Source organism: Sphingomonas sp. P3_C5, from assembly GCF_056402635.1.
In genome coordinates, this window is the sequence record NZ_JBFUHA010000002.1 from 430,665 (window position 1) to 445,255 (window position 14,591).

The 14,591-nt window shown below is 63.4% G+C and carries 20 protein-coding genes; 8 read left to right on the forward strand and 12 right to left on the reverse strand.

Annotated elements, in window-relative coordinates:
• Positions 1-4: 4 nt before the first annotated feature.
• Together AC1DVS_RS08275 and AC1DVS_RS08280 are read right to left on the reverse strand one after the other, a co-directional pair.
• Positions 5-280 (reverse strand): ASCH domain-containing protein, encoded by a 276-nt coding sequence (locus AC1DVS_RS08275; protein ID WP_478021948.1) that lies wholly within the window; start codon positions 278-280, stop codon positions 5-7.
• A 107-nt stretch (positions 281-387) separates the two neighbouring features.
• Positions 388-840, reverse strand: coding sequence for a PA2169 family four-helix-bundle protein (locus AC1DVS_RS08280; RefSeq protein WP_478021949.1), 453 nt, complete (start codon positions 838-840; stop codon positions 388-390).
• Between the two features lie 222 nt (positions 841-1,062).
• Between AC1DVS_RS08280 and AC1DVS_RS08285 the strand changes: the two genes are divergently transcribed.
• Positions 1,063-1,413 (forward strand): DUF3147 family protein, encoded by a 351-nt coding sequence (locus tag AC1DVS_RS08285; RefSeq protein ID WP_478021951.1) that lies wholly within the window; start codon positions 1,063-1,065, stop codon positions 1,411-1,413.
• On the opposite strand, the gene AC1DVS_RS08290 is transcribed toward AC1DVS_RS08285, so the two are convergent.
• The 4 genes from AC1DVS_RS08290 to AC1DVS_RS08305 all read right to left on the reverse strand — a co-directional run bounded on the left by AC1DVS_RS08290 (position 1,408) and on the right by AC1DVS_RS08305 (position 3,924).
• Complete coding sequence (locus AC1DVS_RS08290) at positions 1,408-1,806, reverse strand: DoxX family protein (protein WP_478021952.1); 399 nt, start codon at positions 1,804-1,806, stop codon at positions 1,408-1,410. The genes AC1DVS_RS08285 and AC1DVS_RS08290 overlap by 6 nt on opposite strands.
• Positions 1,806-2,030, reverse strand: a complete 225-nt coding sequence (locus AC1DVS_RS08295) for a DUF4287 domain-containing protein (RefSeq protein WP_478021953.1) — start codon at positions 2,028-2,030, stop codon at positions 1,806-1,808. Before AC1DVS_RS08295 ends, AC1DVS_RS08290 begins: the two co-directional genes overlap by 1 nt.
• A 37-nt stretch (positions 2,031-2,067) precedes the next feature.
• Positions 2,068-2,775, reverse strand: coding sequence for a helix-turn-helix transcriptional regulator (locus tag AC1DVS_RS08300; protein WP_478021954.1), 708 nt, complete (start codon positions 2,773-2,775; stop codon positions 2,068-2,070).
• A gap of 93 nt (positions 2,776-2,868) precedes the next feature.
• Entirely contained in the window at positions 2,869-3,924 is a 1,056-nt protein-coding gene (locus AC1DVS_RS08305) for a M28 family peptidase (protein WP_478021956.1), read from the reverse strand.
• A 182-nt stretch (positions 3,925-4,106) separates the two neighbouring features.
• Here AC1DVS_RS08305 and AC1DVS_RS08310 point away from each other — a divergent pair, with 182 nt between their 5' ends.
• From AC1DVS_RS08310 to AC1DVS_RS08325, 4 genes are all read left to right on the forward strand, one after another.
• Entirely contained in the window at positions 4,107-4,505 is a 399-nt protein-coding gene (locus AC1DVS_RS08310; RefSeq protein ID WP_478021957.1) for a hypothetical protein, read from the forward strand.
• 8 nt (positions 4,506-4,513) lie between these two features.
• A complete protein-coding gene (locus AC1DVS_RS08315; protein ID WP_478021958.1) occupies positions 4,514-4,786 on the forward strand; it encodes a hypothetical protein in 273 nt (90 codons plus the stop codon).
• A 250-nt stretch (positions 4,787-5,036) separates the two neighbouring features.
• Positions 5,037-6,278 (forward strand): TCR/Tet family MFS transporter, encoded by a 1,242-nt coding sequence (locus tag AC1DVS_RS08320; protein WP_478021959.1) that lies wholly within the window; start codon positions 5,037-5,039, stop codon positions 6,276-6,278.
• Positions 6,275-7,738: a transglutaminase-like domain-containing protein gene (locus tag AC1DVS_RS08325; protein WP_478021961.1), complete on the forward strand. Its 1,464-nt coding sequence runs from the start codon at positions 6,275-6,277 to the stop codon at positions 7,736-7,738. The genes AC1DVS_RS08320 and AC1DVS_RS08325 overlap by 4 nt, the downstream gene beginning before the upstream one ends.
• Here AC1DVS_RS08325 and AC1DVS_RS08330 read toward each other — a convergent pair.
• The 4 genes from AC1DVS_RS08330 to AC1DVS_RS08345 all read right to left on the reverse strand — a co-directional run bounded on the left by AC1DVS_RS08330 (position 7,713) and on the right by AC1DVS_RS08345 (position 9,348).
• A complete protein-coding gene (locus AC1DVS_RS08330; RefSeq protein WP_478021962.1) occupies positions 7,713-8,186 on the reverse strand; it encodes a hypothetical protein in 474 nt (157 codons plus the stop codon). The two genes, AC1DVS_RS08325 and AC1DVS_RS08330, sit on opposite strands and share 26 nt — an antisense overlap.
• Before the next feature lie 13 nt (positions 8,187-8,199).
• Positions 8,200-8,631, reverse strand: coding sequence for a response regulator (locus AC1DVS_RS08335; protein ID WP_478021963.1), 432 nt, complete (start codon positions 8,629-8,631; stop codon positions 8,200-8,202).
• A 140-nt stretch (positions 8,632-8,771) separates the two neighbouring features.
• Complete coding sequence (locus tag AC1DVS_RS08340) at positions 8,772-9,026, reverse strand: DUF6894 family protein (protein ID WP_478021964.1); 255 nt, start codon at positions 9,024-9,026, stop codon at positions 8,772-8,774.
• A gap of 64 nt (positions 9,027-9,090) precedes the next feature.
• Positions 9,091-9,348 carry a DUF6894 family protein gene (locus AC1DVS_RS08345; RefSeq protein ID WP_478021966.1) on the reverse strand — a complete coding sequence of 86 codons (258 nt, stop codon included), beginning with the start codon at positions 9,346-9,348 and terminating at the stop codon, positions 9,091-9,093.
• Positions 9,349-9,600: 252 nt separating this feature from the next.
• On the opposite strand from AC1DVS_RS08345, the gene AC1DVS_RS08350 reads away from it, so the two are divergent.
• Positions 9,601-10,350 (forward strand): Crp/Fnr family transcriptional regulator, encoded by a 750-nt coding sequence (locus AC1DVS_RS08350; RefSeq protein WP_478021967.1) that lies wholly within the window; start codon positions 9,601-9,603, stop codon positions 10,348-10,350.
• Positions 10,351-10,385: 35 nt separating this feature from the next.
• On the opposite strand, the gene AC1DVS_RS08355 is transcribed toward AC1DVS_RS08350, so the two are convergent.
• Entirely contained in the window at positions 10,386-10,754 is a 369-nt protein-coding gene (locus tag AC1DVS_RS08355) for a hypothetical protein (protein WP_478021968.1), read from the reverse strand.
• A 358-nt stretch (positions 10,755-11,112) separates the two neighbouring features.
• Between AC1DVS_RS08355 and AC1DVS_RS08360 the strand changes: the two genes are divergently transcribed.
• Both AC1DVS_RS08360 and AC1DVS_RS08365 read left to right on the forward strand, forming a co-directional pair.
• The gene (locus AC1DVS_RS08360) at positions 11,113-12,591 is read left to right on the forward strand and encodes a lipopolysaccharide biosynthesis protein (protein WP_478021970.1); all 1,479 of its coding nucleotides are present in this window, start codon (positions 11,113-11,115) and stop codon (positions 12,589-12,591) included.
• 75 nt (positions 12,592-12,666) lie between these two features.
• Positions 12,667-13,788: a Fic family protein gene (locus AC1DVS_RS08365; RefSeq protein WP_478021971.1), complete on the forward strand. Its 1,122-nt coding sequence runs from the start codon at positions 12,667-12,669 to the stop codon at positions 13,786-13,788.
• A 133-nt stretch (positions 13,789-13,921) separates the two neighbouring features.
• Here AC1DVS_RS08365 and AC1DVS_RS08370 read toward each other — a convergent pair whose 3' ends face one another.
• Positions 13,922-14,587, reverse strand: coding sequence for a 4'-phosphopantetheinyl transferase family protein (locus tag AC1DVS_RS08370; protein ID WP_478021972.1), 666 nt, complete (start codon positions 14,585-14,587; stop codon positions 13,922-13,924).
• Positions 14,588-14,591: the final 4 nt, after the last annotated feature.

The window sequence follows — 14,591 nt, forward strand, 5'->3', positions numbered from 1 at the left end:
TCGCTCATTCCTCATAGTCGAACTCGACGAGATAGACTGTCTCGCCGGCGCCGTGTTTTGCGATCTTGAGGAGATCGATCACGCCCTGAAAACCGGAGCGGCGGGCGAGTTCGGGGGTGATGCCGTGGAAGCCGATCTCGCGCACCGAGGTCACGTTGATCCAGCCGGGGCCGAGGCGATAGCGGCCGCCGACCTTGACGCGCGGGCTCTGCCAGATGCGCACGCTGCAGGTGATTTCGCCGCGCATGACGGCCTCGCGCAGCTGTTTGGCGAACATCATCGGACTGCTCCCGTTCGACCTGGTGCATAGCAGTCGAAAGGGTCCAGCTGAACGTCTGTGTTGGGCAAGCGGCCGAGCCCAACCGGGCCCGGCCGTCACGCACCGCGTCAGTCTACTGCGGCGAGCTGGTGTTTGAGCTGGCTGACCGCGTCATGTCCTTTTTTGACCGTCGCATAGCAGCCCTGGATGACTGCTCGGGTCTCGGCCGAGATCGCGTCGTCGCCTAGCGCCCGCTCGAACTCCTCCTTGAGATAATCCTCGCCGCGCTCGACTTCCTTGATGATGGTTTCGTCGTCGCCGCCCAGCGCATTGCGCAGGTCTTCGAAGCGGCGATGCAGCGTACCCGCGACGGAGCCGAAATCGTTCGGCGTGCCGCCGAGCGCGCGGCTAGCGGCCTGAAGGGTCGAGACCACCTCCCGCCGTTCCGCGGCGAACTGGCGGAACAGGTCGGCATAGCGCGCTGCGTCCACATGCTCGGCCGAATGTTCATAGCCTTTTATGCTGTCGATCGTCGTGACGATGAGATCATCCAGCTTCGAGATGTCGGTGTTGTCGGACATGTCTCTGATTCCTTTTTTGCGGCCCGGCCGGTTCAATATCTGGTTCTGAATCACGGCCTTGGACGAGGCCGGCTGACCATGTGGCAGGGAATTGCAGAACCAGCGGCGCGCCGGGCCGGTTCCGCACCCGAGGCAATTCTGATGGTTAACGCCCGCGCATTCAGCACCGGGCAAGACCGGGCCGGCCCTTGCCATTGCCGGCCAGCGGCGCACTATGCGGCGATGCTCTATCTTGCTTTGAAAGCCCTGATCTCAGGCATATTGATCGCCGCGGCGTCAACGATCGCGAAGCGCTATCCAGGCTTCGGCGCGCTCATCGCGTCGCTGCCGCTGGTATCGGTGCTGGGGATGATCTGGCTGTGGTCGGAAAAGCCCGACGCTGAGAACATGGCCGCGCATGCGGGGGCGACCTTCTGGTATGTCCTCCCCTCGATGCCGATGTTCCTGTTGATACCGGCGCTCCTCCGCCACGGCATCTCGTTCTGGCTCGCGCTGCTTGGCGGGTGCGTCCTCACGATCATCCTTTACGCGCTGATGACGTGGCTCGCGCCCCGGTTCGGCCTGCAGCTATAGGGCGGGCCGCCAGGGCAGTATCGCCCTGATCCGTGGGTCGCGCAGATAAAGCCCGCCCCAGGTGAGAACAGCCAGGTACACGCCGAACAACATATGGCTGAAGAGCGGATTGCCGACGCGGAGATGGGTGGCGACGGTGCCGCCCATATAAGCGGTCAGCAGGATCGCGCCGAGCACTGAGGTGCGGGGAAAGGCGTAAAGCGCAGTGCAGAGCAGCGCGACCACGCCAAGCCCGCGCGCGAGCTCCGGCGAGGGGGGATAGCCAAGTTCAGCAGTCGATTTGATCACCACGTCAAGCGGGACGAGCTTCATCCCGCCATCGAGCAGCATGAAGGCAATAACGACTCCGCTCATCGTATAGCCGGCGATGCGTCCGAGTTTGTCTTTCGTCATCATGCGTCCCCCGTCTTGCCCTTGAGAAGTGCCACGATGGCCATGGCATGGCCATGACCCAGGCCGAACTCGTCCTTGAGGGCGGCGACGATGGCGCCCGCCTTTACGCCGCCCGCAAGTCCCTCGCTCGTGGCAAAGCCGCGCTCGATGCCCCATGCGCGGAACTCGTCCGGGGACTTTCCGGTCTTGGTCTGGATATTGTCCAGATACGCCTGGAAACTCATCGCCGCGCTCCTTCGGTGTCACACCCCGACTAACCGATCAGGCGCTCTCTTCCTTGTACGAGAACGACAATTGCGGCCGCTCTCGCGCCAGGCGCGCGGGAGTGGTGCCGATCAGCTGTTTGACCGAGCGGGTCAGGTGCGCCTGATCGAAATAGCCGGCGTCGAATGTCGCATCGAGCACCGAGGACCCGTTCACCAGCAACCCCGCGGCATGCCGCGCGCGCCCGATCTGCTGCCAGGCGCTGAAGGTCATGCCGGTGACGTGGCGAAAATGGCGCTGCACCGATCGCTGGCTCATATAGCTGTGATCGCCTTCGATCGCGGCATCGGTTGCCCGGTTCAGCGCGATCACGCCGGCGGCTGCGAGGCGGGCGACGAGATCCTCGATCGTGGCGTAGCTCGGAATCTCCCAGGACTGGCCGGAAAACCAGAAGCGGCCATTTGGAAGCAGGGGCAGATCGACGCTCCGATGGTCGATCAACGACGCCGTCGGGAACTGCGGCAGATAGGTGCCCAGCTTGAAGCGCACGGCAAGCCATTCGCCGTTCGGCGGACATTCGAGGAGCACCCCCTTGGACACCGGTCCGCGCAACGTTGCCGCTGTGAATTCCGGCAGCCTGGTGAAGACGATCTCGATGCAGCTCTCCGCCATGGAGAAGAAAGAGCCGCCCTGCCTGGAGCGGCTCCGCCATATCCGCTCGACGTAAGGCGAGTCCGATTGCCGATGGTCGAATTCAATCAGCACGCGTGCATCCCGAGAGGGCTGGCCATGTGGGGAAGGTAAATAGCGTGGCTGATCTTGTCCATTTGCAACCGCGTGGCGGCCGGCTTTACGTGCTCACGCCTTCGAGCTCGAGGAAGGCGCCGTCGCCCAACTCCTGACCACGCGCTCGAGCCCCGACACCACCCGGGCAAGCTTCGCATAATCCACCTTGTCGCGCGTGTCGCCGCGCCGATGATACCAGGGATAGCGGAAGGGCGCCGTGTCAGTGATCATCACTGCCGGAATGCCGACCTGTTCGAACGACCAGTGATCCGACCAGTCGATGCCGGTGACGAACCCCGGTGCGGTGCCGCCGACGCTCGGGAACTGTGCCTGCGCCCGGAACGCGCCGACCGTCTTGCGCACGAAGCTGCGGGACGAGGTCAGGCCGACAAAGGCGACGAAATTGCCGGTGTGCGGATAGAGCAGGTCGAGCGGCGCCGGATAATGCTGGCTGCCGGGCTGATCGCTGTAATAGCCGAGCGTTTCGAGGCAGAGCATGCCCATCACCGGCTCGCCGCTCCGCTTCAGGCGCTCGGCATAGACCAGGCTGCCCATATTCGCGGTCTGGAAATTGGGCGGCTCCTCATTGACGAACAGCACGAGCCTGATGCGCAGCGCCGATTTGCCGCGCAGATCGGCGAGCAGCCGGGCGAGCTCGATGACGCCGGCGGTGCCGGTGGCGTTGTCGTTGGCGCCGGGCGCGTCGAACGCGCTGTCATAATGCGCGCCGATGACGAGCGTTTCGGCGGCCGGCGTGGCGGGATCGATCACCACCTCGATATTGCGCTCGCTGCCATCCAGGCCGAGCGGCTGGCGGTGGACCTGATAGCCCATGTCGGTCAGCGCATCCTCGATATGCAGCGCGGCGAATTCGAGCGCGGCCGGGTGCTCGATATTGTGCGGTTTGCTGGCGATCGCGCGGACATGGGCTTCGAGATTGGCCGCGATCTGTTGTTGGCCGGCGTCGAGCGGAGGCAGGGGACCGGTGTAGGAATGGCCGGGGACGGCTGTAAGCCAGAGGATGGCAGCGACCGGAAGGCCGATAAAGATCAGCAGCGCCAGCGTACAGCCGATGGCGCGCGATCGGGTCGGGCGGGTGGAGAAGGTTTCGGTCGGGTCAGGCGCCATTGCCTATCTCTCATGCCGTCTCGGGGATGTGGCAAGCGGTTTGGCCCACAAGGCCGGCGGCCACCGGGCATCGCCCGCCTCCGCCATAAAATGGTGTCGGCGCTGGAGACTGTCTTCTTTCCCACCAGCTCAAAGACAGCCGCACCGTTGCAACCCCAATCCGTGTCGCTTACCAGTTTGAGATGAACCGCCTCATCAGGTTGCTGAAGATTGACATAATCTTGTTCAGGAGCAGCGGACTTGGCTGTCTCGTCATGACGTTTCTTGGCATGGCCACAGTATTGACGACGTGCGGAATTATAGACAACGAAATTAGCAAGCGGGAAACCATGCCCGAGATCGCCACCATCGTCGGTTTCGGCGCATATCAAGGCAGCTGGCGTGCTGGAGCGGTTGTAGTAAGTGCCCGGGATCAGAAGGGGATTACCGGAACCACAATGGTTCGACCTTCTCAGATCGCTGGATGTCACGTCGGCGACAAAATAAGAGCGGGGCGATATGGTCTGATGCTCTATCCTCACCCTGCGCCATGCCCCATCAAGGTTGAGCCGCATGAGGCAGAAACGAGTACAGAAAAATAGCCTTGCAAATGGAAGCCGCCAGCGGAGCCGTATTTCTGACCGTGATGACGGTGCTGATCGGGACAGGTGCTTTCCTGCCAAGGCTCGGACGCCTGGGTATCGTGATTTTCAGTCTGAGCGTTTTTTTGGTTGCCGCATCCATCTACCGGCGAGAGGGTGGCTGGGCATTCATCCACAATGATATCGGTGTGATTTTACTCGCCTGTAGCAGCGGGTGCTTGGCTATTGGAGCGCTGCTTCGAGAGGCGGCTGTTTTTGTGAAGCATGCGCGCAAAGTTTAGTATGCAAGGCATGGCAGATGCAATTGCGTGAAGCTCACATCGGCAGGAGCCGATCGTTGCGGGCTTGAAAAGCGCCCTTGCGCTGACGGCTTCCCACCGGAATACAGCGATCCTGATTTACGCGCTCACCGGATGGTCGCTCCGCTCATAAATCTCGCCGCTCTCCCGGAAGGGCGGGAGGGCAGGGTCCGCCCCGTTCCCAATCCCCCAAACACCCCCTAGAAAGCATCCCGGGGGAACCAACCGCGATATGCCCAAGGCCGACAACCGACTGTTCCTGATCGCCTTTATCGTGTTCATCGATATGGCCGGGATCGGGCTGATCATGCCGATCCTGCCCACCCTGGTCGAAAGCCTCGCGCATACGAGTGTCGATCATGCGGCGATCATCGGTGGCGAATTGCTGCTGATCTACGCCGCGATGCAGTTCCTGTTCTCGCCGCTGATCGGTGCGTTGAGCGACCGGTTCGGGCGGCGGCCGGTGCTGCTTGTCACGCTTGCCGCGCTCGGGGTGGATTATGGCGTGATGGCCTGGGCGCCGACGCTCGCCTGGCTCTATGCCGGGCGGCTGATCTCGGGGATCATGGGTGCGACCTGGGCGGCCGGGAACAGCTGCATCGCCGATATCTTTCCGCCCGAGGAACGCGGCCGCCAGTTCGGCATTCTCGGCGGCGCCGGCGCCTGTGGCTTTGTGCTCGGCCCGGCAATTGGTGGCCTGCTCGGCACGTTCGGCGTGCGCCTGCCGTTCGTCGCGGCCTGCATCCTTGCGCTCAGCGGTGCGGCGATCGGCTATTTCACCTTTCGCGAGACCCTGCCGAAGGAGCGTCGCCGCGCCTTCACCCTCGCGCGCGCTAATCCGCTCGGTATGCTCGGGCACATGGCGAAAATCCCGTTCGTCCTCGGCGTGCTCGGCACCATCTTCCTGATGCAGCTCGCCGCGCAATCGCAGATTTCGACCTGGGGTTATTTCCTGATCGCCAAATTCGCCTGGTCGCCCTTGCAGATCGGGCTTTCGATTGCGCTGTTCGGAACATTGCTGGCGATCGGGCAGGGCATCCTCACCGGCCCGATCATCGCGCGCTTCGGCGAGCGACGCAGCGCGGTGATCAGCCTCGCTTTCGGCATTCCGAGCTATCTGGTGCTCGCTTTCGCGTCGTCGGGATGGATGGTCTATCTCGGTATCGTGATCGGCACGATGACCGGGATCGCCTTTCCAGCGCTGCAGAGCATGATGACGATGCGGGTCGATGAGGACAGCCAGGGCGAGCTGCAGGGCGCGATCGCCAGCATGATCGGGCTGACCTCGATCATCGGGCCAGTGGTGATGCCGCATATCTTCGAGCATTATGCCAATGCCCGCGGCGTCTATTTCCCCGGCGCGCCCTTCATCGCGGCGGCGGGACTGATGGTTGCGGCGATCATCCTGCTGGTCACGACGATGCGGCGGCATTTCGATGCGCCTCTGCTCGCGCCTGCATTGCCGCTGGCGTGAGGCTCGATCGCGGGCTGCTTGCGGGCATATTGCTCTGCCTGTGCGGTGCGGGCGCCGCGGCGCCGGCGGACGAACCGGCATGGTATGTGATCTTCACCGTGGACGGCACGCCGATCGGCCGCGCCTTTCATGATGTCTTGGTGAAGCCGAATGGCCGCGAGATAATAGACACCCGCGAGATCAGCCTGGTCGAACGGCATCATGGCGCAATCCAGCTGTCGAGCCGCACCTTCGTCACTGAGGATGCGGCAGGCCACACGCTCTCGATCAGCATCTCATCAGGGGACGGCAAGAACCAGGTACAGACCGATGCGCGGATCGACGGGGCCATCGCCGAGATCGTGCGGCGGACCGGATCTGACTGGCACATCACAAGGGTCGCGCTGCCACCTGGCGTTCGGTTCGACGATGGCGATGGGCTGCTCCCCGGCTGGGATCCGGTGGCAACGCCAAAGCTCGACTTCATGAGCCTCAATGTGGCGGCGGCGACGGTGGAGCGCGTCGTGATCGAGCCGTTTCCGAGAGCCGGGCCCGATCCCCAGGGCGCGATAGTGCTGCTGCGCCGCCATTATGACGGCGGTGAGCTGCGTTCCGTGGCGAAGCTCGTGCTCGACGGCACACACCATATCCTGTCGACCACCCAGCCGATGTTCGGCACCGGCATCATCTTCCGCCGTACCAATCGCGACACGGCACTGCGACCATACCCACCCGCCAGCGTCGAACTCGACCTGTCGATCCGGTCGCCCTTTGCAGTGTCGCCAGGAGCGCTGCAGGGGCACATCCGCTATCGGTTCACTTTTCGCGATGGGATCGATTTCGTCCCGCCGCGGACGCCCGAGCAGCGGGTAACCGCTGAGGGTGACGCCATCATCCTCGATATCTGCGCCACCTGCGGCTCCAGCCTGAGTCCAGCGCTTGCGGATGACGATGCCGGGCTAGCCAATGCGCGCTTGCCGACTGCATGGCTGCAAAGCGACGATCCTCAGCTGATATCGGTCGCGGCGCCCGTCTCACATATGCATGTGAGCGATGCGACCAAGATGACGATGCTCGCAAAACGCGCGCGGGAATTGCTGCCCAATGTCGATTATAAGGGCCATTATTCGGCGCTTGAGGCGATCCGGCGCCGCGCAGGGGACTGTACCGAGGATGCCGTGGTGCTCGCGGCACTTGGCCGGTCCGCCGGCATCCCGACCCGGGTCGTGAACGGCCTGGTCTATGTCGGTGCGCACTATCACGGCGTGCGCAACGCTTTCCTGCCGCACAGCTGGACCCTGGCCTGGGTCGATGGGCGATGGCGCAGCTTCGACATGACGCTCGGCAGCTTCGACAGCACCCATATCGCGCTGACGATCGGCAATGGCGATGCCCAGTCAGTGCTTGCGGCGAGCGAACTCGCCAGCCTGCTTCAGCTGGAGACCATGGCCGAGGTCAGGGCGCGGCCGGCGAAACCTTGAGCGGCGCAGGGCCGTGTCCGCCCGAGGTGGCAGGATCTGCCCTGCGCGCTTCGGCAGGTTTTTTGGCGATGTTGCCCTCATCTTCATAGACGACTGGCAAGGCCGGCGCCATGTGGTTGGCGGCAACCGTGACGAATGTGGCATGGGCCGGGGCGCGAACGCCACCGACGACGATGTCTATCTCCTGTTCCTGCGCGGCCGCCGCCATCGGCGCCAGCGCAGAAACCGCCATGGCAGCGGCGGCGAGTGCAGGACGCAGCGCTATGCGGTAGGAAACGCAGACTTCATCCGCGGTGCAGCCGGCCATGAAAGCGACGCGCTCTTCGTCGCGCATCTCGGTCAGGTCGAACACCTGGCGTTTGCACATGCGGCACATATCGCCGTCCATGACCGAGGCAAGCCTGCTCTTATAGGGACAAGGGCTGTCGATCTTCGGAAACATGGCCATGCGCATCTCCTCGTCAGACGGCTGGAATAGCTGATCGCTCGCGCGAAGTCGATCGAGCGCCGACTCTGCCCGCCTTTGCCTTAACGGCGGCCCGCAATTGCTCCCCCAGGCTCGCGACCACGTCTTCGGGCCGCTTCGGCTTGAGGATGACGGGCAGATCGGGGTGGCTGGCGGCTAGCTCGGCGGGGAGGCCGGTTCCGCTATGGATGACGAAGGGCACTGCCTGTTCGAGCAGGCGGACCGCAACCGGGGTGATGTCGCGATCGTCGAGTTTGGCGTCGAGAATGGCGGCGCCGATCGGCTGGCCCGCGAGGATCGCCAGCGCCTCGGCGACTGTGGGGACCGGGCCGATGACAATGCCGTTTTGATTTTGCACGGCAGCCACGAGATCGAGCGCGATCAGCGGCTCGTTTTCGACGATCAGGACGGGCAATCCCTCGAGCATGGCGCTTCCTTGCGAGCGGGAGCGCGGGCGTCTCTCAGCCGATCATGCTCAGGCTGCAGACGATCGGTGCATTTTGATAAACCTGATCTAGGTTAATTAATAGGGAAATTCTCGTGCCTCTTTGGGACTGGCGCGCTGTTCTACTCGGAGAAGGGGCTGACCGAAAAGACGATGTGCGTGACGGCCTTGATGTTCGCGACCCGGGTGCCGGTCTCGTCATCGACCAGGACGCTGAGGTGAACGGTATTCAGCTCAGCTGCCACCTCATGAGCGATGATCTCTCCGATCGCCCGCCTGGCTTCGTTGCACGCCGCCTCCACGTTTTGAAGTTCCTGTCCCTCTTCATCCGCCATGAACGCGGCGTCGTTCAGGACATGGAAGAAGAAGCGAGGCATCAGCGACCGTACAGCATATCGCGCGGCAAGGAACCATAATGTGAGGCAAGAGCGTGCACGCGATTCAGCGGTCCCGGCCGCGGTTCAGGCCGCGTATCTCGACCGCATCCCGAAAGCAGAGGGTCTGGAACAGCGTTCCGTCCGCCTCTTCCACATCGATCCGTTGCCTGAGATCGACGATGCCGCTGAGCACATCATGCGCGATCATCGCGCGTGCCTCCCTCAGGGCGCGTGCGCGGGCCTGGGGCGGCGTCAATTCAGCGCCTTCGGGATCGGCGAGGCGTTCGACGCCATCGTGAAAGTGGAAGAAGAGCATGGGCATGAGCGACCCTCCAGCAGGCGGGAGCGCTACGTCTCTCAGGCGCCGCGGCCCGTACTGCTCAGTCGGCGATGTGGGAAAGATACCATTAGGACGCGTTGTCGACAAATGGATTGATATAGATCGTCATCAATTATCGTACATTTGTTAAGACAGAAACGAACGTCTATGTTAGTGTCGCTTCATCGTCGGCAAGCTATCCCCGGGGTGCGGCGACTGAGAGATGCGTGAGCTCCCGCCCAGCGGAGAGCCAATGTGTCAGACCAGGTGGTCCCCGACCAGATCATACGCAAGTTGCGGACGCGCGCGCGGCTGAGCGATGCGGATTGCGATGCGGTCCGCGCGTTGCCCTTTGTGCGGCGCGGCTATGAGGCACCCGCCTATGTGCTGCGGGAGGGCGAGCCGGCCCGCAAGATTTGCAGCTTCATCATTTCGGGCCTGGCGTTCCGGCAAAAACTGACCGCCGAGGGCGCGCGGCAGATCGTGTCGATCCATATGGCCGGCGATTTCCTCGACCTGCAGCATCTGTTCCTCAATCGTGCCGATCATAGCGTCCAGGCGCTTACCCGGCTCGAATGCGCCGAAATCGAGCGCGAGGCGCTTCAGCAGCTGGCGTTACGGCATCCTTCGATCGGCAGGGCCTTGTGGACCGACGCGCTGGTCGATGCCTCGATCTTCCGCGAATGGGTCCTGAATGTCGGGCGTCGCGATGCCCGGACGCGGGTTGCGCATCTGCTCTGCGAGTTCGCGCTGCGAATGGAAGCGGCAGGGATCGCGCAGCACCATGGCTATGAGTTGCCGATGACTCAGGAGCAGCTCGGCGATGCGGTCGGGCTCACCCCGGTCCACGTCAATCGTACGCTCCGCGCGCTTGCCGCCGATGGGCTCATCCGGCGCGAGCGGCGGCATATCACCTTCGACAATTGGGAAGCGATCAGGGCCGCAGCCGATTTCAGCGCGCTCTATCTGCACCTCGACCAACAGAGTGCGCCTGCCGCGGCCTGAGTGTCGCCGGCGCTACCCGTGATCAGGCCCCGGGATCAAGCGTGATGGCGATTGCCGGCGTTCATCATCGGCACGCCTTCCATCCAGAACCGGCTTTCGCGGCTTTCGAGCAGCAGGATCGCGAGGATCTGGATCGCCCCGACCGGTAACAGAATGTAGCTGCCCAGGATGAACGCGGCGAGCAGCGCGCAGCCCGAAATCGCCAGCATCAGCAATGTCATGAGCAACAGAGCGAAGCGCGAGCGGGTCAGCCCGAACAGCACCAGCGCCGCGCCGCCGCCGAGGACGCAGGCGATCGCCACAATGTTGGGTGCCATCACCGCCAGCACAGCGAGGGACAGGGCAAACAGGCCGGCGCCGAGATAAGGCTGCCAGGGCCGCGGCATGAGGTCGCGTATCGTCATCGAAAAAATCCCCTTTTTCGTCGGTCGGATAACGAGGGGATTGGGGTTGGGTTCCGGCGAACGGTGCCGGATCAGAGATAAGCTGTGGAAAACTTTTATCCCTCTCCTTCTCCCTCTCCCAGCGGGAGAGGGAAGGGGCCCATCGCAAGGCGATGGGAAGGGTGAGGGTGACCAGCACAAGCGTCACGCCCTCAACCTCACCCCGCGCTGCTGCGCAGCTTGCCCCTCTCCTAAGAGGAGAGGGGAAGGGAGAAGGAAAGAACCGAAATTCTTTCCCGCCCTTTACGCTTCGTCTACCCCGTCCGGCCTATTCCCCGGGACGCTGCCATCGCAGCGGGGTGGTGCCAGCTTGAACGATATGACGACGCCGATTGAAGCCGCGGCTCCCGACGGCATTGGCTCGCGGGTCGTGAAGGCAGTGATGTGGCGGTCGGGCAGCCAGATCGTTGCTCAGATCAGCATGTGGGCATCGACCTTTTTCGTCATCCGCCTGCTCAATCCCGCCGATTACGGCCTGTTCGCCATGACGCAGAGCGTGCTGGTGCTGCTCAGCCTGCTCAATGGGGGCGGCTTTGCTGGCGCGCTGATCCGCGCCGAGACGATTACGACGAAGGACGTGCGCCAGGTGTTCGGCCTGCTGGTCGCTCTCAATGTCGCGATCGCGCTGATCCAGGCAGCCGCGGCACCGCTCGCCGCGAGCTATTTCAAGCAGCCTCCGGTCGGCGAGCTGCTGGTCGTTCAGTCGCTCCTGTACCTCGCCAACCCCTTCATCGTCCTGCCGAGTGCCCTGCTTGCCCGGTCAATGGATTTCCACCGCCAGGCCAAGGTCAATCTGCTCGCGGCTGCAGCAGGCGCGCTCACCTCGATCCTCTGCGCGCTCGCCGGTTTCGGGGTGTGGACGCTCGTCTTCGCGCCGCTCGCTTTGGTGTGGACGCGGGCGATCGGCATGACGATCGCGGCGCGGCTGCTGGTCTGGCCGAGCTTCCACCTCGCCGGCGCGGGCGCGACGGTGCGGTTCGGCGGGGCGATGCTGCTCAGCGCCTTCCTGTGGCTGATCCAGACCCAGGCCGACGTGTTCATCGGCGGCCGCGCGCTCGATCCGCACCGGCTCGGGCTCTACACCACCGCTTTGTTCCTGGCGCAGATCGTCACCGCCAAGTTCATCCCGCCGCTCAATGAGGTCGCGTTCACGGCCTATGCGCGGCTGCAGGGCAAAAGCGGCGAGGCGGCCTATGCCTTCGAGAAATCGGTGCGGATCATCATGATGGTCTCGCTGCCCTTTTATTTCGGCCTCGCGACCACGGCGGCGCCGTTCGTGCAGACGATGCTCGGCCCGAAATGGATCGAGGCGGTGCCGATCGTCGCGATCCTCGCGCTGGCGATGCCGTTCGTGACGCTGCAGATCCTGTTCGCCCCAGCGACCACAGCGCTTGGTCACACCCGCATCCAGGTGATCTCCTCGGCGGCGGGCGCGGTGATCATGCCGCTCGGCTTCCTGCTGACGGTGCGCGGCGGCCCGACCGGCCTCGCCTGGACATGGCTCACGGCCTTCCCGATCCTTGCAGCATTCACCGCCTATATCGCGATGCCGATCATCGGCACCAGCGCGACGGCACTCGCCCGCGCGGTGGCCCCGCCGCTACTCGCCGCGATGGGTATGGCGGTGGTGGTGCGGGCAGTCGACGGTCTGGTCACCGTGCCGTCACCGGCGTTGCGGCTGGCGATCCTGGTTGGAGCAGGCGGCGTAACCTATGCGGCGCTGGCGATGCTCGTCGCGCGGCCGGTGCTGGCTGAGATCGTGGCGCTCTTCCGGTCGGAGCGGCTCGCGCGGGCTTGAGGCTTGATCGATAAAATTCGCTTTATAACTCAGAATATGCCAATTCGTGAGTTATAAACGGAGCATTTATACCTCATGGCTTGGAATTGGCAGCAACCCGGTTGGCCGCGCTTTCACTGGAGCGATGCGGCGCTTGCCCTGCCTGAAGCGCGATTCCTGCAGCATGCGGGCGAGCAGATCGGCTCGATCAAGCATATCAGCGCCGAAGATCGCACGGCGATCCTGATCGACATGATGACCGGCGAGGCGCTCAAGACATCCGAGATCGAAGGTGAATTGCTCAACCGCGAAAGCGTCCAGTCTTCCTTGCGCCGACACTTCGGTCTCGAAACCGATCACCGCCGCATTCCGCCCGCCGAGGCGGGCATCGCCGAGATGCTGGTCGATCTTTATCGTGGTTTTGCCGAGCCATTGTCGCACGAGATGCTGCACCGCTGGCATGGCATGATATTGCGCGGTCGTACCGATCTCGCGGATATCGGCGCCTATCGCGTGCATGAGACGCCGATGCAGGTGGTTTCGGGTTATCTGCACAAGCCCAGGGTCCATTTCGAAGCGCCGCCCTCAAACGCCGTACCGGATGAGATGCAGGCCTTTATCGATTGGTTCGCAAACAGTGCGCCGGACGGTGCGCACCCTTTGCCAGCATTGACCCGCGCCGGGATCGCCCATCTCTATTTCGTCAGCATCCACCCTTATGAAGACGGCAATGGTCGGATTGCACGGGCGCTCGTCGAGAAGGCGCTGGCACAGGCGCTCGGCCAGCCGAGTCTTCTCGCCCTCTCCCATGTCATTCAGCGCAAGCGCGGCGCCTATTATGATGCGCTCGAAGCGAACAATAAGGACATGGCCGTAAGCGCCTGGCTGACCTGGTTCGCGGAGGCGGTGCTCGAAGCGCAAACGCATACCCAAAGCCTCGTCGATTTCCTGATCGCCAAGACCAAACTCTTCGATCGGGTTCGCGATCAGCTCAACGAGCGGCAGGCGCGTGCCGTCGCGCGGATGTTTCGCGAAGGACCCGATGGATTCAAGGGCGGCCTGAGTGCGGCCAACTACTCCAGCATAACCGGAGTTTCGAAGGCAACCGTAACCCGTGATCTGGCCGACCTTGTCGAAAAGCGTGTGCTCATCGCGAGCGGAGCGCTCAAATCAACACGCTACGCACTCAATCTGAGCGATCCGACTTTCGGGGATTGATCGGCAAGATATGGCCTCAGCGCGACCCTCCCGCGCCACACGAGATCAACGGTCCCGCAAACGCAATGGCGAGGGAAAGCCAAAGCTCGAACGCCGGAGCCGTTCAGGCATGACCGTTCAGGAAAGCGCCCCTCTACAGCTCGTGCAGGCTTTTGACGTTGATCGAATTGCACGTCACCACGCCGTCCCGCACCACCACCGCGCCGGCATAACCCTCTCCCGGCGAGAGGGCAGCGATCGACCAGGCTCCGCCGCCTGCCAGCAATTGCGCGTCGGGGGTTACGGACACGGTAAACGCCTCGAGTGGGTAGGACAGCCCATGGCCGACCGCCTTCACGAACGCTTCCTTGCGCGCCCAGCATTCGAAAAAGGCCTGGCGCCCCTCGACCTCGGGGAGCGCCGCCAGCGCGGCCCGCTCGGCGAGAGAGAAGAGGCTTTCGGCGATCGGTCGCCAGTCCATCATCTCATCGATCTTCTGGATGTCGCAGCCGACTTCGATATCGGAAAGCGCGATCATCATCCGGTCGCCCGAATGCGACTGGCTGAAGCACAGGCCGCCCGGCAATTCCGGCTTGCCATAGGCCCCGAAGGTGAAGACCAGCTTTTCGGGCGCCTCGCCGGCATGGCGGCCGAGCAAGGTGCGCAGCCATCCGCGCCGGACGATGAAGCGCCGCCGGTCGCGCTCGAACCGGTAGCGCTCGGCGCGGGCGCGTTCCTCGACGCTGATCAGGTCTGCAAAACGCGCGAACTCAGTATAGTCGACGTCAATCGAGCCCAGATGAATCTCGACGACCGCCATTATC